This window comes from Sphingobacterium sp. WOUb80 (assembly GCF_050058145.1).
GTDB lineage: Bacteria > Bacteroidota > Bacteroidia > Sphingobacteriales > Sphingobacteriaceae > Sphingobacterium.
Genome location: NZ_CP165617.1, coordinates 4497152 through 4522856, shown reverse-complemented (window position 1 = coordinate 4522856; position 25705 = coordinate 4497152). Strand labels below are relative to the sequence as shown.

Genomic DNA, 25705 nt, shown 5'->3' with positions numbered 1-25705 from the left:
CAATACAGATTGTTGACCTTGGGTTTTTTGAGAAAGTTGGAAGTAAAATTTACCTTTGCACAAATTTGATGTTATGACGTTTGAAAATTATTTGCAACAATTCGAAGATATCTTAAATCATCCTGAGAATCACCCTACCTATCAAGATGACGAATATTATCAGTACACAAAAATGAACTGGACAAGAATGGGCCGTTGGTTAAAACGCTTTGAACCAACGTCGACTTTTGAACAATTTGTGGAGTCAATTACTGAAAAGCAACAATGGATCATTATTACTGAACCTTGGTGCGGGGATGCAGCGCATTCGGTGCCTATGTTGGCGAAGATGGCCTCAAAAAATCCCAATATCACCGTGGATATCCAACTGCGTGACAGTGCTCCATTTCTGATCGATTCTTATTTAACTAACGGTGGTAAATCTATTCCGATTCTAGTGATCCGTAATGAAGCTGGACAAGATTTGGCTGTCTGGGGACCAAGACCCAAAGCCTGTCAGCAACTGTTTTTAAACTTGAAAGAACAGGGCGTAGATTTCTCCGAAATCAAAGAGGAGATTCAAAAATGGTATAATGCTGATAAAGGAGCCGAAATCCAAAAAGAAATCCAGACACTGCTAGAGAAATAATTGTGTGCTGCTGCATTTAACGGCCTTTTGTCTATTCAGATGAATTATTTCCTACGGGATAAATTGATAATAAGCTGTATCGAACGAGCGCTAATTTCGACCGCTTTACAAGTATAAGACATAGGTATCATTTTCGGAGATTACTCAGTGCTTGTTCGGTGCTTGTTCGGTACTTCTTCGGTGCTTGTTCGGAGCTCGTTCGGTCGTAACCGAATAAGCTCCGTTTAATCTCCGTCGGAACTCCGATGATAAACCGACTGAATCACGAATTTGTCCTCTTTGTTATATAATCCGATTGTATACTTTACCCTTGCTCATCCGCTAATTGATTTTTGTGTTTTTTTGTCTGTTTTTAACGTACAGCCATTAAAAAAATAAATTAAAACGACCCACTGTTTTTTGTTAGCTTTATATAGATTATTGTCCAGCTTATTGTGGGCATTTAGCTTAATTTGGAGATAATTAAAACAAAAAAAATATGAACATTGAAGATCTGAGAGAATATTGTTTATCTATTGGGCCAGTCATGGAAGAAACGCCATTTGGTCCGGATACACTGGTATTTAAGGTTGGTGGCAAGATTTTTTTATTGGTCGGGCTGGATCAGATTGATGAGTTGCGGTTTAATGTGAAATGTGATCCGGAACGAGCCGTTGAACTGCGTGAAAGATATGAACATACAATACTGCCAGGGTATCATATGAATAAAAAGCATTGGAATACAGTTATTGCCAATCGGGAACTTAATGACCGAAAACTGGAAGAATTGATTTTGCATAGTTATCAACTGATTGTTGAAAGTCTGCCCAGTAAGACCAAGCAAGAAATCGGCGGACTCTAGGTTGCTTTGCGTGTAAATAATTAGTTGCTCGATGAGAAAAGGGCGTTAAAATGACTCTTTTTGAGACTAGGAATGGTAGCTTTGCCAAATCAATGCGTCGCTCGATAGCTTTGATCATTAAATTTACACTAAATATTATTTTTATGAAACGAACACGAAATTACTCGTGGGTAATTTGTTTTATACTTCTTCTCGGCTTGGGAAGTTGTATAAAGGAAGAAGCGCTTAATATGGAAGCAGATATTGTTGGAGTGCATGCAGATGAAGATGTTTTTTTGTTGAATCCGGTCATCTCAAATACACAAGTTACGCTTTATCTTCAACCTAAAATTGATGATCTGACTAAGTTGAATATGACTTTTGATCTGACTCCTGGAGCATCCATTGAACTTTTAAAGGATTCTTTGAAAATGCCTGCAGGAACGCAAAACATTGATAAGGCCTTTGTGGATCAATTACTAAAAGACGGGGTGTACTATAAGGTTACGTCCGAAGATCATCAGTTTACAAAGAACTATCTGATTAAAATTGTCAAAACAGACGGTGGATTTGTGCCAACGGAGTATGGTTTTGAGGATACCGCGATCGATAAAGATGATAAATACACTATTTTTTATAATAAAATTGACGGTCAGGATTTCTACAATTGGGCTTCCGGAAACCCAAGTTTTTCCTTAACACTGAGTTTAGGAGGAGGGAAAAAAGAACCTGAGTCATATCCTACCAAGACGACGTCGGATGCACATTCAGGAACGAAAGCAGCCTTATTGGAGACGAAGCTGACTGGTGCTTTTGGAGCGATGTTTAAAAAACCTATTGCAGCAGGAAACCTGTTTATCGGAACATTTGACACCGGTCCAGTATTGACAGATCCACTGTCGGCAACGCAGTTTGGTCTTCCTTTCAACCAGATACCCTTAGCTCTGGAAGGTTACTATAAGTATAGTCCTGGAGCAAACGTGACCGATGAAAACATGAAGCCTGTGAATATCAAAGATTCCTGCGATATCTATGCGGTGTTTTATAATCGCAAGCAGCTGATGGATTCCGAGCCTGATCCGAAGAAGAAAGTATCCTATTTGACGGGGCACAATATTTTAAAAGATCCAAGCATTGTGGCTATTGCTAGGTTAGAAAATGGTGGCGCAACAGCGGCAGATGGCTTTGTCAAGTTTACATTGCCGTTTAAATATACGGCTAAAGTAAGTGACGCTGATGTAGCTAACTTGGACTACAATATCGCTATTGTGATGTCTTCAAGTAAATATGGTGATAATTTTATTGGGGCCGTCGGAAGCAAGTTAACGGTAGATGATCTCAAAATTGTAACGAAGAAATAATGAAAATGATAAAATATACAATCGCACTTACTGCGATGGTTTTGATCGGATCTATTGCAAATGCGCAGGAAAATACAGCAGATGAAAGTAAATTGGACTTCGATGTGATGGTGGGCGGTAAGATCGGTGGGGCGGCACCGCTATCATTGCCGCGTGAAATCCGAAAAATTAAAAGTTATAATCCTAATGTTCCTTTTTTTGTTGGAGCAAGAGCAAATTATCATATTGATCCCAAATGGGGAGTATCCTTGGGGTTAACCTTCGAAGGAAAGGGGATGGATACGAAGGCGAGTGTTAAGGGATATAAGACGACATTCAATGCTGTGAATGATGCAAAAGAGGAGCTGAGAGGTTATTATACGGGTGATATTACAACCAAAGTGCATAATCTGTATCTGTCTGTGCCGATTCAGGCGACTTATCAGCTTTCAAATCGTTGGAATGTGCAGGCAGGTCCGTATATCTCCTTCGCGGTGAAGAAGGAGTTCTATGGTGAGGCCTACAATGGGTACCTTAGGCATGAACAGCCTACAGGAAATAAAATTGTTGTTGATAATGCCGATTATGACTTCGCGGAGAGTGTCAGGAGTATTGATGTTGGCATGAGTTTGGGAGCCCACTATGCGATCGATAAAAAGTTTTTTGCCTTAGCGCAGTTTGACTATGGCTTCAATAATATTATGAAAACCGGATTTGAAAGCATCAGTTTTGGTTTACATAATATTTTTATGAATGTTGGCGTCGGTTATCGATTGAAATAGTCTAACGATCCGAAAAAGTAAAGGCCGATTCTAAGATCGGCCTTTACTTTTTTATGCTGTTATGATCACTTAAATTAAATGATGGTAAGTATTACATTTTTAATCCAATTTCTCTTAAGCGTTCATCCAGATACTGACCAGCAGTATAGTCTTCGTAGACTTTTGGATGCTCTGCGTCGATACAAGAGTCTAGGGAAGCTAAGCTCATGGAAGATTTTGGATGCAAAAAGAATGGAATAGAAAAACGAGAAGTGCCCATTTTTTCACGTGGAGGATTTACAACTCGGTGTGTCGTTGATTTCAGCTTATTATTGGTCAAACGTTGCAACATATCGCCTACATTAATAACGATATCTTCACCTTTGGCTTTAATAGGGAACCATTCACCATCTTTTGTCAATACCTCAAGACCATCTGCGCTAGCACCGATCAATAAGGTAATGAGATTGATGTCTTCGTGGGCGCCTGCACGTACAGCGTCGGGAGCTAAGGCATCGGGATCACTGATTGGGAAGTAATGGATCGCACGCAGAATAGAATTACCATTGATAACAAATTTTTCAAAGTAATTTTCTTCCAGATCAAGGTAGGTTGCAATCGCTTTCAATAAGTCACGGCCCGTATCCTCTAACTTTTTATAAACCTCAGCTGTAACACCATTAAAGCGGGGAATTTCAGCTACTTCAGGATTATCTGGAAAATCAACTTTGGAATATTCTTCACCAACGATCGTTTGACCACGTTGCCAAAATTCTTTTAAGTCTGGGGTCTTCGAATCTTTGGCTTTTTCTCTTCCCTTTGCTGTATAGCCACGTTGACCTGCAAGTTCCGGAAATTCATATTTTTCCTTGGTCTCGGTCGGCAAACCAAAAAATTCAGGAACTACTTGATATAATTCCTCAATCAGTTCTTTTGATAAACCATGATTAGCAATCGTTACAAAGCCTGTTTCGTTAAAAGCCTTGCCAATATCTTGAATAAATTGATTTCGTTGTTCTTGGGTTCCTTGTGTATAATGTAGCAAGTCCAAGCGAGGTATGTTTACTAAAGCCATACGATGTTGATGTTTGTTCGGGACAAAGTTAACGGAATTAATTTTGATTATTAAACAGGACTTGTTAATAAAAGTTTTGTGTTTTGTTTTATTGTGCTGTATTTCAGTGTTTAAAAGTTTTCCACATTTCACGTTGCTAGTGGGTGGGGCAGAAAGATAGAGGCAGATCCATACTGACGAATAAATGACAAAATTTATATTTTCGAGCTTGTTATTCTAATTACTAACTAGTATATTTGTTATGCAAGCATAATAAATAACTTGTGAGTACGCTTATGAACCAAAATCAGACAATCGACTATTTTTTAAAAACAGGCTGGCAGACAATTGCCAATAAATATAATCAAATTGCTTCACAGTACGGTTTTACCCAGGCTGCAGGCTATATTTTGATTAATATTCATAAAGAAGGTACGCCTGTTTCTCAGATTGCAAATTTGACAGGAGTTAAAACAACTAGTTTGTCTCGGGTGTTGAATAATTTGGAATCATTGGGATTTATTTACCGCGAAACTAGTGAAACGGATAAAAGATCTGTAAAAGTGTACTTGACCGAACTAGGTCGGGAGAAAAGAAGAATTGCCAAAGATGTGGTCCGTAATTTCAATCAATATCTAGCGGATAATTTTTCAGAAAATGAACGTGATCAATTGATTGCTTCTTTAGCAAAACTCAATGAGCTGGCAACGAGCTACAAGGAAGAGGTAATCGTTTAGAAGTTAAACCAAATGTACAGAAGTGCATACTAAATATGTTATGATGAACAGAAATATTAGAAAAGTGGCAGTTCTCGGTTCGGGTGTTATGGGCTCGCGAATTGCTTGTCATTTTGCTAACATTGGTGTTGAAGTTTTACTGTTGGATATTGTTCCGCGTGAACTGCTCCCGGCGGAAGAAGCCAAAGGTCTAACGTTGGAGAGTAAGATTGTCCGAGATCGTATTGTCAACAGCTCCTTAGAAACGGCTCTAAAAACAAATCCGTCACCAATTTATAGCAAGTCATTTGTCAAACGTATCAAAACAGGAAATTTTGATGATAATCTAAAAGATATTGCTCAGGTGGATTGGATTATCGAGGTTGTCGTTGAGCGGCTCGATGTTAAAAAATCTGTTTTCGAGCGTGTTGAGCAATTTCGTAAACCCGGAACATTGATTACTTCCAATACTTCTGGTATTCCTATTCATTTAATGACAGAAGGGCGAAGTGAAGATTTTAAAGATCATTTCTGTGGTACACACTTCTTCAATCCACCGCGTTATCTCCCTTTATTGGAAGTCATTCCAACACCGCATACCAAGCCTGAGGTCGTTGATTTTATTCTTCACTTTGGCGATAAGATGCTGGGCAAATCGGTTGTATTATGTAAAGATACTCCGGCTTTTATTGGTAATCGTATCGGTGTTTATTCTATGCTGGCGGTGACTCATCTGGTGGAGCCACTTGGTTTGACCGTTGAAGAGGTCGACAAATATACTGGCCCTGCAATGGGACATCCCAAATCTGCAACATTTCGTACGGCCGATGTGGTAGGACTTGATACTTTGGTGAATGTTGCCAATGGGCTGGCGCAGAATGCGCCTGAAGATGAAGCCAAAGGCGTTTTCCAGCTTCCTGAATTTATCAGTAAGATGGTAGAGAATAAATGGTTGGGAGAGAAAACCAAGAAAGGGTTTTATGAAAAAGTAAAAGCTGCCGATGGTAATTCGGAGATTTTGTCTTTAAATCTAAAAACACTGGAATTTGGTTCACAGCAAAAAGTGAAATCCGCTACTTTGGAAGCCACCAAGCCTGTAGAGGATATCCGCAAGCGGATGAAGGTATACGAACAAGGAAGCGATAAAGCGGCGGAACTCTTCCGTGCCATGCATTATCCATTGTTTGAATATGTTTCCCGTCGTGTTCCCGAAATTACGGATGATTTCTTCCGGATCGATGATGCCATGCGTGCTGGATTTGGTTGGGAATTGGGACCATTTGAAGTATGGGATGCGCTAGGTGTTCGCGAGACTTTAGCAAAAATTAAGGCGGAGGAAAAGAGACTGCCAGGTCAAGATGGGGAGGTTGCTTCCTGGGTACACGAGATGTTGGCAGCGGGATGTGAATCATTCTATAAAATTGAAAATGGTGTGCGTCACTATTATGATATTGCGACCAAATCGTATAAAGCTATTCCCGGCACGGAAGATCTGATCGTATTGGATCACATTCGGGAAAGTAAAACAATCTGGAAAAATACGGGTGTTTCTATTATTGATCTTGGCGATGGTATCATTAACTGTGAATTTCATACCAAGATGAATACCATTGGTGGCGATGTTATCCAGGGCTTGAATAAAGCCATTGACCTTGCTGAAAAGGAATATCGCGGTTTAGTGGTGTCCAATGATGGGAAAAACTTTTCTGCTGGAGCCAATATCGGAATGATTTTCATGATGGCGGTAGAACAGGATTTTGATGAATTGAATATGGCCGTCCGTGCATTTCAAAATACATCCATGCGCTTACGTTACTCTTCAATTCCCGTAGTCGTTGCGCCTTTTCAAATGACGCTCGGTGGAGGCTGTGAATTCTCCATGCATGCCGATTTTGTTCAGGCTCATGCCGAAACCTATATGGGTTTGGTTGAACTGGGCGTCGGTGTTATTCCTGGTGGCGGTGGAACTAAAGAATTTACACTGCGTGCTTCGGAGGAATTTAAAGAGGATCAAATTGTTCAAAATACGTTAAAAGATAAATTCCTGACCATTGGCCAGGCGAAAGTTTCAACTTCTGCTTATGAAGCCTATGAACTTGGCTATTTGCAGAAAGATAAATTTGCAATCACCATGAACCGTGCCCGCCTTTTGGCGGATGCCAAGGCAAAGGCATTGGAATTGGCTGACGAGGGCTATGTTCAGCCTGCTCCACGCAATGATATCAAAGTTTTGGGAAATCAAGGATTAGGAATCGTGTATGTGGGCGCTTCATCGATGCGTGAAGGTAATTATATCTCTGATTATGATCGTAAGATCTCAGAAAAACTAGGCTGGGTGATGTGTGGTGGAAATTTATCGTCACCGACTGAAGTGTCTGAACAGTATTTACTGGATCTTGAACGTAAAACGTTCCTTGAGCTTTGTGCCGAGCGCAAAACGCTTGAAAGGATTCAATTTATGTTGACCAAGGGTAAGCCTTTACGGAACTAAAACTCACTACTCACGAAAAAATAAAAATCATGGAAGCATACATAGTAGCAGGATTTCGTACAGCAGTAGGCAAAGCGCCCCGGGGAGTATTTCGCTTTATGCGGGCGGATGATTTAGCCACGGATGTTATTAAACATCTTGTATCCACTGTACCGAATTTAAATAAAGAAGATATAGATGATGTCATTGTTGGGAATGCCATGCCGGAAGCGGAGCAGGGGCTTAATATGGCACGTTTCATTTCACTTATGGGATTGGATACGGATAAAGTCCCCGGAGTAACCGTTAATCGGTACTGCGCATCAGGCTTAGAAACCATTGCAACAGCGGTCGCAAAGATCAAGACTGGGATGGCAGATGTTATCATTGCCGGTGGTGTAGAGGTGATGTCCGGAATGCCTTTTGGAGGTTGGAAGATTGTGCCTAATCCTGTTGTGGCAAAAGAGCATCCCGACTGGTACTGGGGTATGGGATTGACTGCTGAAGCTGTAGCCAAAGATTACAATGTTTCACGCGAAGATCAGGATGCTTTTGCCCTTAAATCGAATCAAAAGGCAGTTGCAGCCATTCAAAATGGTCATTTGAAAGATGGTATTGTGCCGATCACTGTAAAAGAGAATTATCTGAAAGACGGTAAGATTGCAACGCGCGAATATGTTGTTGATACAGATGAAGGTCCTCGGGCCGATACTTCCCTGGAGGCTTTAGGAAAATTAAAGCCAGTTTTTGCAGCGAATGGTTCAGTGACAGCAGGGAATTCCTCACAAACTTCTGATGGAGCAGCATTTGTTTTGGTTATGTCTGAAGCAAAAGTGAAAGAACTTGGTGTAAAACCGATTGCAAAGCTTGTTAGTTTTGCTGTGGCAGGTGTTCCACCTCGCATTATGGGTATAGGACCTATCTACGCTATACCAAAGGCTTTGGCGAGAGCTGGGCTTAAAAAAGAAGATATTGATCTATTTGAACTGAATGAAGCTTTTGCGTCTCAATCGTTAGCCGTTATTCGCGAACTTGGATTAGACGAAGAGAAAGTAAATGTCAATGGTGGTGCCATAGCATTAGGGCATCCACTTGGTTGTACAGGAGCGAAATTGACAGTCCAGGTCTTAAACGAGTTGAAACGCAGAGGTAAAAAATACGGCATGGTGACGATGTGTGTGGGAACCGGTCAAGGAGCAGCGGGTATTTTTGAGTTATTGGACTAAAATAGGTCTTTAAAAACAGCAATATAAATAAAATATGGGTCTTTGATCTCATAGCGAATAGAAGTATTTAACAACATTGTGGACAGCGTTCGTCGCATAGTAAGATTTTGCTGCCCATACAAATCTAAAAAGACAATGAGCGAAAATAAAGCAATTAAAGGCGGAGAGTTCGTGATTAGGGAGACTCCCTATACAGCAGTTTTTATTCCGGAAGAATTTGATGAAGAAGCCAAAATGATTCGTCAAACTTGCTTGGATTTCCTGGATACGGAAGTACTGAACAAACTGGACCGTATAGATGCGCAAGAGGAAGGTCTTATGCCTAGTTTGATGGATAAGGCCGGTGAACTGGGGATGTTGGGTGTTTCTATTCCCGAAGAATATGGTGGTTTCGGCAAAAATTTCAACACTTCTATGCTTGTTGCAGATGCGGTAGGTGGTGGCTTTTCTTTTGCTGTGGCATTGTCTGCTCATACGGGAATCGGTACGTTGCCTATTTTGTATTACGGTAATGATGCCCAAAAGGCGAAATATATTCCAAAGCTTGCTACCGGTGAATGGAAAGCTTCATATTGTTTGACAGAACCCAATGCTGGATCGGACGCAAATTCGGGACGTACCTCGGCAAAATTAAATGCCGAGGGAACACATTATTTGATCAATGGTCAAAAAATGTGGATTACGAATGGTGGTTTTGCAGATATCTTTATCGTATTTGCAAAAATCGATGATGATAAAAATCTGACGGCATTTATTGTCGAGAAAGACTTTGGAGGTATCACGATGAATCCCGAAGAACATAAATTGGGTATTAAGGGATCTTCAACACGTCAGATCTTTTTCAATGATTGCGCCGTTCCCGTAGAAAATATGCTTTCTGATCGTGAAAATGGATTTAAGATTGCTGTAAATATCCTGAATATCGGACGTATAAAACTGGGCGCTGCCACGATCGGTTCGGCACGTATGGTGATCAACCATGCGGTGCAGTATGCCAATGAACGTGTGCAGTTTAATCTGCCGATTTCTAAATTTGGAGCCATTCGTTATAAGCTGGCTGAGATGGCAACACGTTTGTTTGCTGTGGAGTCTGCATCCTATCGCGCGGGTCAAAATATTGATGATGCCTACGATGCATTGATTGCTGGGGGTATGGATGAAGCAAAAGCAAAATTGAAGTCTGTGGAGCAGTTTGCAATTGAGTGCGCTATCATCAAAGTATGGTGCTCGGAGATGTTGGATTATGTGGTTGACGAAGGGGTCCAGATTTATGGTGGAATGGGTTACTCAGCAGATGCGCCAATGGAACGCGCTTATCGGGATTCACGGATCAACAGGATCTTTGAAGGTACGAATGAAGTGAATCGATTGCTTGTCGTTGACATGCTGTTAAAACGGGCCATGAAAGGTGAATTGGATCTGATGGGACCTGCCCAAGCTGTAGCTGGAGAGCTTCTAGCTATTCCAGATTTCGGTGAAGAGGACGATGCGCCTTTCGCTGCAGAAAAGAAAATTGTGGCAAATCTAAAAAAAGCTGGATTATTGATTGCGGGAGCAGCTGTTCAAAAATTGATGATGTCTCTTTCCAAAGAAGAGGAAATCCTCATGAATATTGCGGATATTATCGGGTATGTTTATATCACCGAGTCAGTCTTGTTACGTGCAGAAAAATTGCTGCATACGGGATCTGATAAAGCAGACTATGCAAAAGATATGGCTTTGATCTATCTGTATGGTGCTATTGATAAAATCAGCGCTGCCGGTAAAGAAGCATTATATTCTTTTGGTGAAGGTGATGAACTGAATATGATGTTGGTTGGTTTGCGCAGATTCACGAAAGCACAGCCATTTAATGTGAAAGATGCACGTCAGCGAATCGCAAAGAAATTGATAGATGAGAATAAATATTGTTTTTGATTGATAATAGATTATTGGTTTTGGTTAATGGCCGGAGAGAAATCTTCGGCCATTTTTGTGTTACAATCCTAGAAAGTAACTGTAATTATGCTAAATTTAACCTTTTAAACCCTAACCATTCTATGACATCTTCAAGATCATTTACATTTACAGAAGACTGGGTAGTCGTCATTTTGGGGATCGCTACCATATTTCTCGCACTCTCAGGAATTGTTGCGCCAGTACCTAGTTTTTCCTGGAGTAATTCCACCGAACTCGTCGCAACGGTTTTCGACCCGACAAATTTAATGAAGCTTTTTGAGCAGTTTATTTTTGTATTCGTTACCGCAATATTGGGCGCCTTTCTTTTAGGGAAATCTGTAAAACATCTATTCGTTGTATTTCCTGTTGTATTTATCCTTACCGTATTTGCATTGGTGCTGGCAGGGAATGCAACGGTTAAAGAATACAATCTCGAAGCTGTAATTTTTAGTTTGATTATCGGTTTAATTATCAGCAATTGCTTTAAACTGCCTAATTGGTTTAAAGAGGCGCTCAGTACGGAACTTTATGTTAAGATAGGTCTAATTTTGCTCGGAACTACAGTGATCTTCGGAGATATTCTCAAAGCGGGATCCTTGGGACTTATTCAAGCACTAGCCGTTGTACTGTCTGTTTGGTATTTCGCTTTTTGGATCTGCAAAAAGCTAAAGATTGACAAAGAGATGTCCTTGATGCTGTCGAGTGCGGTTTCTATTTGTGGTGTCTCCGCCGCAATAGCAACATCGGGAGCCATCAAAGGCGATAGCAAAAAACTTTCCTATGTGATTTCGTTGGTCCTGATTACAGCAATTCCAATGATGATTTTCATGCCCTATATGGCGGAGTGGATGGGCTTGTCGCAAGAAGTTACAGGCGCTTGGCTTGGAGGAAGTATTGATACAACGGGAGCAGTCGTAGCTTCTGGCTCCTTGGTCGGTGAAGAGGCGTTGAAGATCAGTACCATTGTGAAGTTCTCCCAAAATGTATTGTTGGGGCTGGCTGCTTTTGCCATTAGTATTTATTGGACTTATGCTAAATCTGTTGATGATGAAACCAAACGCGATAAACCGACATTGAAAATTATATGGGAACGTTTCCCGAAGTTTGTATTGGGATTTGTATTTGCATCGTTGCTATTTTCATTCGTGATATCTCCTGAGAAGATAGATGCGGTCAAAGGAAGTTTGAAAAACTTACAGGGCCTCTGGTTTACTTTAGCATTTACATCAATCGGTCTGGAAACAAACTTTAAAGACCTTTTTGTACAAGATAATAAGAAGCCTTTATATGCTTTTTTGATTGCTCAGACTTTTAATGTTATCATTACTTTATTGATTGCACTGGTGTTATTCCGCTAAGAATGGAAGTGTTATGATCTGAAACAGATCGGTAAATATGATTGTATAAATGGCTATCCAACAGGGATGGCCTTTTTTATGCTTTTTCATCAAGGGATTATGAGTGGCGATTTTTTTCTGGTTCATAGCACAGATCTTCGTTTTTTATAAAATCGAGTGCTTCTTGATTTTCGCTGGATTGTTGGTGTGTAGGATAATTGCCTTCGTGGTTTTTTCATGCTGAAAGAAATTCGAAGCGCTTTTTATTTGCTTTAAGTGTCTTAAAATTAAGGTTTAATGGAGGTTTTTAAAAAAAAATATCATTAAATCTATCAAATTAGTAGTCTTTTAAAAAATATTTATATATTTGTATCGTTATCTGATTTACAGGTAAATAGGAAGGCGAGCAAAAAGGACTGACTTGATTATAAATCGAACTAGCCATGAAATTGATTTTATAAAAAAGACATGTGATTAAAGTTGTTTGAAATTGCCGCTTGATAGGTGCATATACTGATTCGTTTATGCAGCAGGAAATAAAAGAAAATAACAAGATAAAAAGAATGAAACAAAATTACTCTTCAAAAACAAGTTTATTGGTTGCTTCGGTAGAAGCATCTCTAGTGACCCTGAAAATTTATCGGGAACGAATGTGTTGTTAAAATTTCTCTCTTACACTCTCTTATATTAGAAAAGGGAAGCCGAGGCTTCCCTTTCGCAAAGTTTTAACAATGAAGCAAGTATCGATTGGCGTTGGCACTTGTTTTAGATTCACCATTAAACTGAATAAATTTATGAAAAAAAATGCTATTTTTCGAATTAGCGTCATTTTTAGCTTGCTTTTAACAGGTTCTTACCATACCTACGCGCAAGTAGAAAACCCTAAACCTATTATAAATGCCTCGTTAACAGGTACCGTAATTGACGCCGTAACAAAAGAGCCCCTGCAAGGTGTAACGGTTCAGTTGGAGGCCGTTACACACCAGGTGAAAACCGACAGTAAAGGAGTTTTCCAGTTTGTCACTGGACAGAAATTGCCATTTTCATTGATTGTATCCATTGTTGGTTATCAAACCCGTCACATCGTGGTAGATCATTCTCCGGCAGTGATTGAACTTACACCACGATTGGAAGCATTGGATCAAGTAGTGGTCACTGCACGCCGTCGTAAGGAACAGTTACAGGATGTTCCGATTCCCGTATCGATTATTCGTGGCGCTGCATTGGAGGATGCAGGGGCATTTAATGTCAATCGACTAAAAGAGCTTGTACCTACAGTTCAATTATATGCATCGAATGCACGTAATACGACGCTTAATATCCGGGGACTGGGCTCAACTTATGGCCTCACCAACGATGGTATTGATCCTGGAGTCGGATTTTATCTTGATGGCGTATATATTGCCCGTCCTGCTGCAACTTGGCTTGACTTCATTGATATCGACCAGATAGAGGTACTGCGTGGACCGCAAGGTACCCTCTTTGGAAAAAATACAACTGCGGGAGCTTTCAATATCACCTCACGTCTGCCTCAATTTACACCCGAGGCTAATGTAGAAGTGAGTTACGGGAACCAGGGGTTTATTCAGGCAAAAACTTCCATATCCGGACCTCTAGCTAAAAACCTAGCCGCAAGAGCTTCCTTTTCAGGAACACAGCGCGATGGCAATCTGTTCAATGTACATACCAATAGAAAGATTAATGATATTAACAACCTTGGCTTTAGAGGGCAATTGCTTTTTACCCCAACTGAAAATATCAAACTGGTGCTTTCCGGTGATGTATCTTCACAGAAACCAGATGGCTATGGTTGGGCTGTTGCAGGAGTCGTAAAGACACAGCGTGCAGACTATAGACAGTTCGATGCAATTATCAAGGATCTCGGTTACGAACTCCCGTATAAAAGTGCTTTCGAACGGAAGATAGATCTGGATACACAGTCTAAAGCTGATAATAAATTGGGCGGTGTGGCGTTGAATGCCGATATTAAGATTGGTGAAGGGACACTGACTTCTACTTCTGCATGGCGGACATGGACATGGGTTCCGCTCAATGACCGCGATTACTTGGGACTTCCGGTATACACGGTTTCAGCAGGTAATTCCGTCCATAATCAATGGTCACAGGAATTTAGATACTCTGGAAAAATCAGTGAAAAGGTCAGCGGCGTTGTTGGGTTATTTGGTCTGTGGCAGGATCTCGGTACAGATCCTGTACATACCGAAGAAACGGGATCTGCCTTTTGGCGTTTTCAAAAAAGCTCGACGAGTGCTTTATGGCAAACACCGGGATTATTTGACAATTTTGGAATCAAGACCGTTTACGAGATTAAGAGCACAAGTTTGGCAGCCTATACACAGATTGATTGGGCTGTGACTCCAAAATTACATATCCTCCCAGGGTTGCGCTACAATTATGATAAAAAGGTGGCTAACTACGATAGGCAGACCTATGGTGGTTTGCAGACCTCAGACCCCGCACTGCTTGCTTTAAAGAACGGTGTATATACCAATCAGACTTTTGATGTCAATGCGGATGCAGACAATTTCTCTGGTCAGCTTTCGGCAAGATATCGCTTCAACCCGAAGATAAATGCTTACGCAACGTATTCCATCAGCTATAAACCCGTCGGTATCAACGTCGGTGGATTGCCGACAGCTAATGGAGCAGTGTTGCTGGATCTCGCCGAAGTAAAACCTGAAGCTGTCCGTCATAAGGAGATTGGTGTGAAAACAAATCCCACACGCAATTCACTCCTCAATCTGACCGTCTACCAAACGGATATCAAAGACTATCAGACCCAAGTGCAGACGCCTGAACCAGGGGTGAACCGTGGTTATCTGGCCAATGCCGAAAAGGTGCGTGTAAAGGGTGTTGAATTGGATGGAAACATCAACATCGGACATTTTCTCCGATTGAATGGAGCGCTAGCCTATACAGATGCCAAATATGTCAAATTTACCAATGCACCAGTCCCTTTAGAAGAGGTTGGCGGAGCTCAGGCTTTTAAAGATATCTCTGGCGGCGTTCTTCCTGGTGTTTCCAAATGGTCTTGGTCGCTGGGTGGCGAAGCGAATAAAAGCGGTAAGCTGATCGGAATTAATGGATCTTACTTTTTAGGCGCAGACCTATTCCATCGTTCTAAATTCTCCTCCAGTTCCTCTCCATCCCAATACCTAAACATTGATGCCTATTCGGTATTGAACGCAAGACTTGGATTTAGAGGATCAAATGGTATTTCGGTGTTTGTGTGGAGTAGAAATCTAACAAATAAAGATTACTACGAGCAGTTGCTGGCGGCACCTGGAAGTTATGGGCAATACGCAGGTGTAGTTGCTGATCCAAGGACTTATGGCGTTACACTGCGATACAATTGGAAACAAGGAAATTAAATCCGTAATTCATATTATATTCTTATCGACCGTCTCCATTTCATCATGGGGACGGTTTTTGTTTTTTCGGTAATTTTCAATAGCTTCTTTTTTTATATATGGAAATTTGTATATTAAATCATCATTAAGGTGAATGATTTGCGCATGAACGAAAAAGAGCTTTTACAACACTATAAAACAAGCGGTGACTTGTCTACACTGGGGAAATTATATTCACCCTATATGTCTTTGCTTTATGGTGTGTGCTTCAAATACTTACAAGATCCCGATCGTAGTCAGGATGCGGTCATGCAGATATTTGAAGAACTTATTCAGAAGCTGCGTCAATATGAAGTCGATAATTTTAAGAGTTGGCTGCACGTTTACAGCAAGAATTATTGCCTTATGCAATTACGTAAAGATAAGCGTACAACGCAGGTTGATATTGAAGACAATTTGTTTGAAAGCGAACAAAAGCTAAATGATACCAGTGAAGTCAAATGGGAAGAAAAAGACTTTGAGAAATTGGAAGGCTGTATGCAAACTTTAAACCGCGAGCAAGAAGAATGCGTACGTTTGTTTTATCTCGAGCAAAAATGTTATAAAGATATTGCAGATTTGACCGGATATGATTTGAATAAGGTCAAGAGTGCTATTCAGAACGGAAAGCGCAATTTAAAAATCTGCATGGAAAGGAAAGAAAATGGAAAATAATTATCAATTATCACGGATCCATAATTATATCCATGGTTTGATGAGTAAAGAAGAGATGTTTCAATTGGAGCGTGAGGCATTGGACGATCCTTTTTTACAAGATGCTATCGATGGTTACCGATTGCAAAATGGTGTGGATGCTCGGCAATTGAGCCTGTTGCAGCAACGTCTTAATCGACGTGTCGAAGATACAATCGCGACAAGGCATGCCCAGTATTTTACTTGGCAGCGTTTGGCGATCGGTGCTACTGCGGGGGTACTTTTTGTTACTTTATTGGCTCTACTTTATTTTAAACACTTTAGCGGTAAGGCAGAGCGCAGGACAGATGTAGAGTTGAGTGAGCCTGAAAATAGGGTATCTGTTGAACCTTTGTTGGACGGAGGTGATGCAAGACCCCGTGAAGGCTGGAAAACTTTTGAACAGTACCTCAATCAGGAGTCCGTTATGTCTGCAGGTGGTGGCGAAATTATTGTCAATTTTACGATTGGCAATAATGGAGTGCCTACCCATATTAGTGCCGAAGGACAACCGGATCAGTCGCTCTTTGATGAAGCGGTTCGACTTCTACAGGTTGGGCCAAAATGGCAGGGAACAAAAGGGCGTCTGAAGATTGTATTTCCCGTCAAAGAGGAAAAGAACTCGGCACAGTTAACTGTAATTAAACCACCACATTGTTTTGGTATTGAGAAAAAATAGACGAGATCCGATAAAACGCAGCGAGCCATTTCTTTCAGAGAAAATGGCTCGCTGCTTTTTTTATATGGTCTGAATTACTTAAAATGCATATCTCAGACCCAACTGTACCTGATAAGGATTACCATTTAAGTTAGATACGCCAACGCCTGAACTCATATTATAAACATATTGTTGATTCGCGGCATCAAAGCTTTTGATGGCATATAGATTTTGTTTACCCAGATTGTGTCCTACACCCCAAGTTTTTTTCAAAAGGTTGGCTACATTGAAAATGTCTATCGAAGCTTCAATGCCATGTTTCTTGTAAACTTTTAGATTTTTGGCCAAGTGCAAGTCAAATACGCCGTAAAAACCGTTGATACCACCGTTACGTTCAGCGATGCGGTCGAGGTTTCCATTGATGTATTTTTTAATGCTCTGCTCTGCATTTGGATCATCCAAAATAGCTTGAATGCCGGTTTTGATGTAATCGGGGGTGTTTTTGTTGTTGGGATCGTAAACGAAGGCAAGATCGTTGGAATTTACAAAATCGCCATTAACATTCCCATTAACCGCTAGGGAATAGCGTGTTCCTGCAATTCCGCTAAAACGTAAACCCATAGATACCCCCCATAGCGATGGCATAGTACCATAAAAAACAACTTTATGGCGGAATTGATTGTCCGAATACGTCATCGTACTCAAGTCGCGTGGATCATCTTTGACCATCAGAGAAAGGGTAGCCGAGTTTGCTACGTTACCGTTATAGGAGGTATTGTCTTTTGTGTCGTTCCAGGTGTAAGATACGGTGATCTGACCGTCTTTATAATAGCGATAAGTTCCGTCCAGTACAACCGTATAAGAATTGTTTTTTCCCTCACTGTTCATTTCCAGTACGCGGCCTATTTGTTTTGTTTTACGGCTATTGGTCCAGTTGGCGGCACCATTTGTCGTGTTGATGCTCGATGCCGGAACATACACCCCACGGTTACCTTCGGCAGTCAACCTAAAATAAGGATCCTCCACCATGTTACGATCTACATACATATAATTGTTGCGTCCCCAGGTTCCGTAAGCGCTTAAACCGATGCGTAGCGAAGGTGTGAAAAAGTGATTGATGGAAATATTGGCTTTATATACAGTTGGCACTTTCACATCCTTGCTATTGGTATTGATGGTGACCAATTTTTCGATCTTTGGGTTGTCCAACAATTCACGTCCCGGGGCTGTATCGGGATCCTTGCGATATCCTGCAAAATTTGGTTTGGGAATTAAAGTCGGGTCAGTAATATCTACACCGGCAATGCGTGAACCATCAAACAACATATTATTTAACATAGAGTAGGGGTTGAGGGCCGAACCGAATATACCAGCGCCAAAACGGATGATATTTTTCTTTTCTTCATTGATATCCCAGTTGAACTGCACGCGAGGCTGTATCTGAAAAGTGTTGATCCCATTGTCGGTTGAAAGGCCCAGTTCGTCATAGACTGTTTGGTTGAATGTAGCCTTCTTTAGGTATTTCGTGTTGTCCAGACGTAGGCCGCCGACAACCTCAAGACCTCTAGCGATTTTAGCTTCCATCTGCCCGTAAATACCTACAGCTAGATTGTTGACCAAGGTGTTCTCCTTGTCAGTCATATACACATCGCGCGCATAGCGATAAGGAGTCAGGTTGTCGAAATTTTGCAAACCTGTAAAATAGAAACGGCCATTCATTTCACTACCATAGCGGAAATCCATGTTGGTATACATGATATCTGCACCAAATGTATATTTGATTTTATCTGTATTATAATATAGGTTATTGACCAGTTGTAACATATTTCCATTGAACCATTCTGGCGCAAAGCGCTGACCTCCAAGTTGTATTGAATTGGTATATTTATTTGTACCGTCTACGGATTGGACGGATTCAACGATCGCACGAGGAATACTGTGTGACTGATCAAATCCAGCTACATTGTGCTGTGCTTCAGAACGCTCATAGAAATGTTGCACCTTCAAATCGTTCGTCAATTTGGAACTGATAGACGTACGCAGGGAGGCCATTAGACTGTTGTTGATGTATCTTCTGTTGGTGTAGGATTCAAAAGCATTGATACCTGTATTATCCCCTTCTTGCTGATTGTCCATATCGTATACAAAGTTGTTCCGAATAGTCAATAGGTTCTTATCGTTCAATTGCCAATCAATGCGGGCAAAGGCCGCGTCGGTCTTTTTCTTCTTGTCAAAGGAACCAAACAGATGATCCGCACTTGCGCCATATTTTCCTACAGCAATGCGGGTAAACTCATCTAAAGTAGCCTGCGTTACTTTGTAACGTGCAATATCCTCCGTTGTTTGAATATCTGCGATCTGGAGAGGACGGGTGTCCATTTGACGATCCCAAGTCACAAAGAAGTGGGCTTTATCCTTAATGATTGGACCTCCAAGTGAGAAACCATATTGATAGGTGGAGAATTTTTGTTTTCGTGCTGTTCCATTGAGGTTATATTTACTCGAAAGCCAACCTGCCCGGGCAAAAGTAAATGCACTTCCAGTTAAGGTATTTGTACCTGATTTGGTTACGGTGGTAATGCTGCCCCCACCGCTGCGACCGAATGTGACATCGTAGTCATTGGTCACTACTTTGAACTCTCGAATGGCTTCCATGGAGATTGAATACGCTCCGCCGCTATTTCCACCTGCTACTGTGCTGCGCGAATTCATTCCGTCTACCGTAAAATTGGTCGATGAAGCGCGTTGTCCAGCTAGATTCGTACCACTACTGACAGGCGATAAATCAATCAGAGAGGAGAAATTACGTCCATTTACAGGCATTTTTTTGAGGTCATTGGCCGTAATGGCTGTAGATGCACCCAATGTCTTGATCTTATTTTTTAGGTCAGCCGCAGTTCCCTGAACGATAACTTCATCCAATTTATTTTCAGCTGATGATAAGGTGAAATCCACATTGAGTTCGTCACCATAACTCAATTTATAGTCGGTCTTTTTTTGTTCTCCATAGCCAACATGGTTTACTGTGATGCTGTATGGCGAGCCCAAAGGTAATTGTTGAAAGGTGTAGACACCATTTTGGTTGGTCAGTGTCGTTTGTCTAAACCCTGTTGATTCATTTCTGACCGATACAGATGTTCCTTTTACTGGCCCATTGATGTCTATGATCCGACCTGTAATAGTGGCTTCGGTACCCTGAGCCCAACTGTTAGTTGGAATTTGGAAAAATGTAATAATGGTTAATACCATTAACCAAACGATGTTTCTTTGCATAATAATTTCACTTTTTAGTTGATTAGCGTTTGTCACAAGTATGTTGCGAAATTATCCCTACAAGATTGTTAAATGGTTAAGGTCTCATTATTAAATATTTAATAAAAATGGGTTTTGATGGTCCATCAAGCATAATTAATTAACCTAATAAACGGCGAGCGGCTCAGATTCCTCTAAGCCGCTCGCTGTTTATTATAAAGTTGAGAAGATTTATTCTTCCCAACGAATTTTATCTGCAATAGGTGTGCGTATAGGTTCGCGCGCCTCAGTTTGATGGTGTCCTAAGTAGAATAGACCAATACATTTTTGATTTTCTTCGAGATTTAAGAAACCACCCAAGTGATTGATTAAACCGGGAGTCGCCCAGTATCCACCAATGTTTAGCGAGTGTGCGGCTAACCACATGTTTTCGACTGCTGCAGCTGTACAGGCCAATTCTTCCCATTCAGGAACTTCACCGGTATAATTGACAACAATAGCGATCGCAACGTTTGACTGTGTTGCTTTTTTGCCCATTGTTATTTCTGTTGCTTCAGCATATTTCTCTGCGGGTGTTACCGATTTGTAAATACGTGACAACTCAGTACCCAAACGTTCCAATCCCTCCTTGCGGAAGATGACAAAACGCCAAGGTTGTGTTCTTTTATGTGTTGGAGCAGCATTGGCAGCTTCCAAGATACTCAAGATATCTTCTTTACTGACTTCTTCTTCAGTAAAGGAAGCTTGAAATACTGATCTTCTGTAGTGTATTGCTTTTAATACGTCGTTTTTCATTATAATTTATTTTTCCTTTATGCTTTTTCTTCCCATAAAGATACAACATGCAAAATTGTTTTGACGGCTTTTTCCATATCTTGTACAGCTACCCACTCTTGCTTTCCATGGAAAGCATGCCCTCCGGCAAAAATATTTGGACAAGGTAGTCCCATAAACGAAAGACGGGATCCATCTGTTCCGCCGCGGATACTTCTTCTTTCGGCCACCATTCCTGCTCGGTTGATTGCCTCCATGCCGATTTCCATAATTTCAGGATGCTGATCCAGCACTTCTTTCATATTACGGTATTGTTCTTTTACAACAAAAGTATAGGTACAGTTTGGATATTGTTCAACGATTGATTTTGCAATACCCTCCAGTTCATCTTCATGTTTCTTGAGATTCGCCGTAACGTGATCACGTACAATAAATTGAATTTCTGCTTTTTCCACAGATCCACTGATATGAACAGGATGTACAAAACCATCTTTTTTATTCGTACTTTCAGGTGAAAGTCGATCTTTCGGTAGCGCATCAATTACTGCACTGGCGATTTTGATGGCGCTTTGCATCTTCCCTTTAGCAAAACCTGGATGCACCGATACGCCATGAATAGTTAATGTAGCTCCATCTGCGGAAAATGTTTCATCTTCGATGGTTCCGGCTCTTTCACCATCCATGGTATAAGCGAAATCTGCTGCTAAACGTTTTAAATCTGCTTTATCAACGCCTCGGCCAATCTCCTCATCTGGCGTAAAAAGAATTTTGATATCACCATGTTTGATTTCAGGGTGTTTCATTAATAGACGAGCAGCATCCATGATTTCCGCTACACCGGCTTTGTCATCTGCACCGAGTAAAGTGGTGCCACTTGCTGTAATGATATCATTGCCAATTTGATTGGCTAGATCGGGATGTTCGGCATATTTGATGATAATACTCTTGTCGTCAGGGAGCACGAGATCCTGGCCCTGATAGTTAGAATGAACCAGTGGTTTAACATCTTTTCCAGAAGAGTCTGGAGATGTATCCATATGAGAACAGAAACAGATAACAGGAACTTGCTTTGTGGTATTAGATGGAATAGTTGCATAGATATATCCATTTTCATCCATTGCCGCGTCTGCAATACCCAATGCCAGCAACTCTGTTACAAGTAACTTTCCAAGGTTCTTTTGCTTTTCTGTAGAAGGACATGTTGGTGAATTTGCATCAGATTGTGTGTCAATCTGTACATAACGTTGAAATCTTTCGGATACCGAAAAATCACTTATGTTGTTGATCTCAAATGTGCTCATTTTCTAATAGCCCTAATGTGATAAGGGTGGTCAAACTTAGATAAATTGCTTTTTATTTGCAATTTAATTTGGTTGCATTTACAAACAATTTGCTCTTAATATATTTGCTTGACTGTTTTTGTGAACAAACGGGCAATAACTGAAACTGAAACTAATCGGAGCGGATAGGATCCTAATTCCCGCTAGAAGGAATTTATGGTTATCTATAATTTATTGCTACATAGAATGTGCTGTAGCGCTTTTGAACAGTAAAGTTTTACCCATAGATATGTGAACAGAAATTTTGGATGATCCCACATTAAAAAAAAGACCTATCAAATCGTTGACAGGTCCTTTTTTAAGTGTATCGTTCTCTATTTCTTTTCGTCTGCGTAACCAAATACTTTCTGTAAAATATTGGTATTTCTACTGCCGCCTATGTTCTGTCTAATTTTTGACTCCTGGTCGGCAACTTTGATGAAAAGACCGTCTATTGCTTTCTGCGTAACGTATGCAGTAAGATTTGTCTCCACTTTATTGCCTAAAGGGAGGTTGTTGTAAGCTGAGGTCAATTGTGTCCAATACTGGTCCACATTGTTTGTACCCATGGCAGATTTGATAACTGGACTAAATTTGTTCGTTAATTCTGTCGATGTATTTGTTTTAAAAAACGTTGTCGCGGCGTCTTCTTTGCTGCCTAGAAGAATATTGGTCGCATCTGTAATTGTCATCTTTGAAAGTGCATTGACAAATACGGGGGCCGCCTCTTTAACGGCTCCCTCAGCAGCTCTGTTCATGCTCTGTATAAACTGATCGCATAATTTTCCCATACCAACAGCACGAAGTGTTTTTTCTACTTTCTGTGCTTCGGCAGGCATCAAAATCTTTACTGCCGCATCACCCAAAAAACCATCCTTCTTGGCTAAAGATTCGATACTCAGATTTAAACCATTGCTTAAAGCCTGTTTGATCCCCAATGAAGCATCTTTGTTGGATAAAGACGTCAAGGTATTTGATTTTGATGCTGTTGCTTTAGTATTTGATGCTGTGGTCGTTTTAGTACTGTCCGTCTGGCCCTGACTTGCTTTTGTCAATGTTTCACTGATTTTCTTAAAAATCTGCGCTTCACTTGCATTGGAGTAAAGTAGTCCTGAGACAAATAGTGTACAATATAATAGTGGAAATTTCATCATGTTATTGTTTTGCTGTCAAAATTAAACATATCGACTGTTAATTTATGTGAAAGTTTAAAGCAATTGCTACGAAGCATAGCTATTGTCAAGAATCGTAGCAGATGCGCTACATTGTGCTGAATCGCTATCCCTGATGCGGTATAAATAAAAAGCTATCCCATAAAATTAAAACAGCAGATTCTAAGTGAACCTGCTGCTTGTGTTATAGGGTTGTTGTTATTAACAAGATATTATTTCCAGGAGAGTGTCGTTGCGACTGGAAAGTGATCCGATGGAAATTTATTCATGTATGTGTCCGTCAGGATACCATATTTTTTTACTTGGAAAGGTTTGGTGATAAAAATATGGTCTATGCGGCCTGTTGGTCTAATGCTTTTGCCCCAGCCATTGAAAGAAGAATTGGGCTCATATTTAAATGTTGCCAATTCATGTACATCAGTGACCACTTTGCTATTGGCTAAGGTGAAATACGCATCATCCTTTTCATCGACATTGAAGTCGCCTGTTAAAATTAATGGAAGGTCTTTGGCAAACTCTTTTGCTTTTGCCAGAATCAATTTTGAACTTTCGGTACGTGCTGTACGACCGATATGGTCAAAATGTGTATTCATAAAGATAAAGCGTTTTTTGTTAGCCTTGTCTTCAAAAATACCCCAGGTACAGATCCGTGGTAAGGCTGCATCCCAGCCCTTGTTTGGGTGCTCGGTATCTGTTGCTGAGAGCCAAAAAGTACCACTCTTTATCGCCTTGAACCGATTGGTATTGTAATAAATCGCAGAGTGCTCGCCCTCTTGCGCGCCATCGTCGCGGCCAACACCCACGTAATCAAATCCAGGTAGGAGTTTTTTGAGATCTTGAACCTGGTCAAAGAAACCTTCCTGGATACCAAAAATATCAAAGCCATGATATTTAATCAGATTGGTAAGTGGAACTTTCCGGTCATTCCACATATTGTCGACATCCACGGTATTTCTTTGGCGAATATTATAGCTGGCGGCAATAAATTCCTGTCCATAGGACAAGAAGGATAAACATAGTGCTATAACGAGAAAAAGACTTTTTTTCATCTATTTAAATTATTGTTGATCATTTATTCTTTATTAAAGGCATTCATGCTGCCTCCGGGGGTATAGTGTTTAGCCTCATCGCTATAAATGAGCTCGTTCACTCGGCTTGTCCTTATTTCTTTAATACACGGAGCAACAACTCAGGCTCATCAGTAGTAATAAAATCAATTTTCTGATCGATTAGATTTGTCATTTCTTCTTCTGTGTTTACTGTCCATGCGTTCACTTTCATGCCAAGTTGATGCGCATCTTTCAGCCATGTCGCATTCTTTTTAAAGACTGAAAAGTGATAATCCACCCCATTGATTCCAGCAGCTTTCACATCTGAAGGAGATTTATCTCCTGTAAGGTATTGGATATTGGCCTTAGGAGCCAGTTCGTGAATTTTTTGACAAGCCTCAAAGCTGAAGGAGATATAATCAGTGACTTTCTCCGCTTTCAAGTTTTTAACCATTTCCACCGTTTTTGTTGTCGCTTCAAGTGTACGCTCTACGCCGAGTTTATTGATTTTCAATTCAAGGATAAGACGTAAACCCTTCAATTTTTTTCCAGCTTTAAGGTATTCTTCCAGCGTGGGAATAGATTCACCGTTAGGATGCTTCTTTTCTAAGAGCTCCTTGTACGTTGCTGTGGCAATATCGATACCATAGAAATCATTATCATGGTTGACTACAAGAATATTGTCTTTGGTCAAATGAACATCAAATTCGGATCCGAAGAGCTTAAGGTCGTGGGCTGCTGTTAAAGAAGCAAGGGAATTTTGTGGAAGATGGCTGTTTTTCCATACGCCACGATGTGCAATGGCCTTAGTTTGTGCAAATAATGCCGAAGATGAAATCACCATGGCTAGTGTCAGACAGCTAAAAATATGTTTTTTCATGTGATAATTATGTATGAGTGTTTGTTTTCAACGGCATAATTTGCACGTTTCACTCGTTGATTTATTCCTATTCTATTTCTCTTTTTGGGCATTTATTATTACCGATTAAGATGTTTATGGTAAAAAATCGACCCCTAATGACAGGATCATTTCTTACAAATCTGTTTAAAAGCTGATTTTACATAGGACAAAAAAAGTGGTACTTTTT

19 protein-coding genes are annotated in these 25705 nt (G+C 40.6%); 12 read left to right on the top strand and 7 right to left on the bottom strand.

All coding sequences use genetic code 11. The features are described from left to right. The first annotated feature begins 73 nt into the window (after nt 1-73). From AB1Z56_RS18800 to AB1Z56_RS18785, 4 genes are all read left to right on the top strand, one after another. The gene (locus AB1Z56_RS18800) at nt 74-628 is read left to right on the top strand and encodes a thioredoxin family protein (protein ID WP_309365632.1); all 555 of its coding nucleotides are present in this window, start codon (nt 74-76) and stop codon (nt 626-628) included. 478 nt (nt 629-1106) lie between these two features. Next, complete coding sequence (locus AB1Z56_RS18795; RefSeq protein ID WP_309365633.1) at nt 1107-1469, top strand: MmcQ/YjbR family DNA-binding protein; 363 nt, start codon at nt 1107-1109, stop codon at nt 1467-1469. A gap of 143 nt (nt 1470-1612) precedes the next feature. Continuing rightward, on the top strand, nt 1613-2809 hold the full coding sequence (locus tag AB1Z56_RS18790) for a PCMD domain-containing protein (protein WP_309365635.1): 1197 nt from the start codon (nt 1613-1615) through the stop codon (nt 2807-2809). Nucleotides 2810-2814: 5 nt separating this feature from the next. Then, complete coding sequence (locus AB1Z56_RS18785; protein ID WP_309365637.1) at nt 2815-3570, top strand: porin family protein; 756 nt, start codon at nt 2815-2817, stop codon at nt 3568-3570. A 91-nt stretch (nt 3571-3661) separates the two neighbouring features. Here AB1Z56_RS18785 and AB1Z56_RS18780 read toward each other — a convergent pair whose 3' ends face one another. Next, nucleotides 3662-4624 (bottom strand): isopenicillin N synthase family dioxygenase, encoded by a 963-nt coding sequence (locus AB1Z56_RS18780; protein ID WP_309365639.1) that lies wholly within the window; start codon nt 4622-4624, stop codon nt 3662-3664. 275 nt (nt 4625-4899) lie between these two features. Between AB1Z56_RS18780 and AB1Z56_RS18775 the strand changes: the two genes are divergently transcribed. The 8 genes from AB1Z56_RS18775 to AB1Z56_RS18740 all read left to right on the top strand — a co-directional run bounded on the left by AB1Z56_RS18775 (nt 4900) and on the right by AB1Z56_RS18740 (nt 17072). Next, a complete protein-coding gene (locus tag AB1Z56_RS18775) occupies nt 4900-5340 on the top strand; it encodes a MarR family winged helix-turn-helix transcriptional regulator (protein WP_075995002.1) in 441 nt (146 codons plus the stop codon). A gap of 40 nt (nt 5341-5380) precedes the next feature. Next, a complete protein-coding gene (locus tag AB1Z56_RS18770) occupies nt 5381-7810 on the top strand; it encodes a 3-hydroxyacyl-CoA dehydrogenase/enoyl-CoA hydratase family protein (protein WP_309365642.1) in 2430 nt (809 codons plus the stop codon). Nucleotides 7811-7839: 29 nt separating this feature from the next. Further along, the gene (locus AB1Z56_RS18765; RefSeq protein WP_088163166.1) at nt 7840-9015 is read left to right on the top strand and encodes an acetyl-CoA C-acyltransferase; all 1176 of its coding nucleotides are present in this window, start codon (nt 7840-7842) and stop codon (nt 9013-9015) included. Nucleotides 9016-9150: 135 nt separating this feature from the next. Then, nucleotides 9151-10932, top strand: coding sequence for an acyl-CoA dehydrogenase family protein (locus tag AB1Z56_RS18760; RefSeq protein ID WP_309365645.1), 1782 nt, complete (start codon nt 9151-9153; stop codon nt 10930-10932). Nucleotides 10933-11054: 122 nt separating this feature from the next. Then, a complete protein-coding gene (locus AB1Z56_RS18755; RefSeq protein ID WP_309365647.1) occupies nt 11055-12311 on the top strand; it encodes a YeiH family protein in 1257 nt (418 codons plus the stop codon). Between the two features lie 773 nt (nt 12312-13084). Further along, nucleotides 13085-15682 (top strand): TonB-dependent receptor, encoded by a 2598-nt coding sequence (locus AB1Z56_RS18750; protein WP_426789861.1) that lies wholly within the window; start codon nt 13085-13087, stop codon nt 15680-15682. A 144-nt stretch (nt 15683-15826) separates the two neighbouring features. Continuing rightward, complete coding sequence (locus AB1Z56_RS18745) at nt 15827-16375, top strand: RNA polymerase sigma factor (RefSeq protein WP_313267588.1); 549 nt, start codon at nt 15827-15829, stop codon at nt 16373-16375. Beyond that, nucleotides 16365-17072 carry a hypothetical protein gene (locus AB1Z56_RS18740; RefSeq protein WP_309365651.1) on the top strand — a complete coding sequence of 236 codons (708 nt, stop codon included), beginning with the start codon at nt 16365-16367 and terminating at the stop codon, nt 17070-17072. The genes AB1Z56_RS18745 and AB1Z56_RS18740 overlap by 11 nt, the downstream gene beginning before the upstream one ends. A gap of 78 nt (nt 17073-17150) precedes the next feature. Here the strand turns inward: AB1Z56_RS18740 and AB1Z56_RS18735 are convergent, their stop codons facing one another. From AB1Z56_RS18735 to AB1Z56_RS18710, 6 genes are all read right to left on the bottom strand, one after another. After that, nucleotides 17151-20324: a carboxypeptidase regulatory-like domain-containing protein gene (locus AB1Z56_RS18735; RefSeq protein ID WP_426789860.1), complete on the bottom strand. Its 3174-nt coding sequence runs from the start codon at nt 20322-20324 to the stop codon at nt 17151-17153. 210 nt (nt 20325-20534) lie between these two features. After that, nucleotides 20535-21098, bottom strand: coding sequence for a nitroreductase family protein (locus AB1Z56_RS18730; protein WP_309365655.1), 564 nt, complete (start codon nt 21096-21098; stop codon nt 20535-20537). Between the two features lie 17 nt (nt 21099-21115). Then, on the bottom strand, nt 21116-22378 hold the full coding sequence (gene pepT / locus AB1Z56_RS18725; protein WP_309365657.1) for a peptidase T: 1263 nt from the start codon (nt 22376-22378) through the stop codon (nt 21116-21118). A gap of 353 nt (nt 22379-22731) precedes the next feature. Next, a complete protein-coding gene (locus tag AB1Z56_RS18720) occupies nt 22732-23550 on the bottom strand; it encodes a DUF4197 domain-containing protein (RefSeq protein WP_240199704.1) in 819 nt (272 codons plus the stop codon). A gap of 230 nt (nt 23551-23780) precedes the next feature. After that, a complete protein-coding gene (locus AB1Z56_RS18715; protein ID WP_426789859.1) occupies nt 23781-24617 on the bottom strand; it encodes an endonuclease/exonuclease/phosphatase family protein in 837 nt (278 codons plus the stop codon). 112 nt (nt 24618-24729) lie between these two features. Next, nucleotides 24730-25497, bottom strand: a complete 768-nt coding sequence (locus AB1Z56_RS18710; protein WP_426789858.1) for a glycerophosphodiester phosphodiesterase — start codon at nt 25495-25497, stop codon at nt 24730-24732. Nucleotides 25498-25705: the final 208 nt, after the last annotated feature.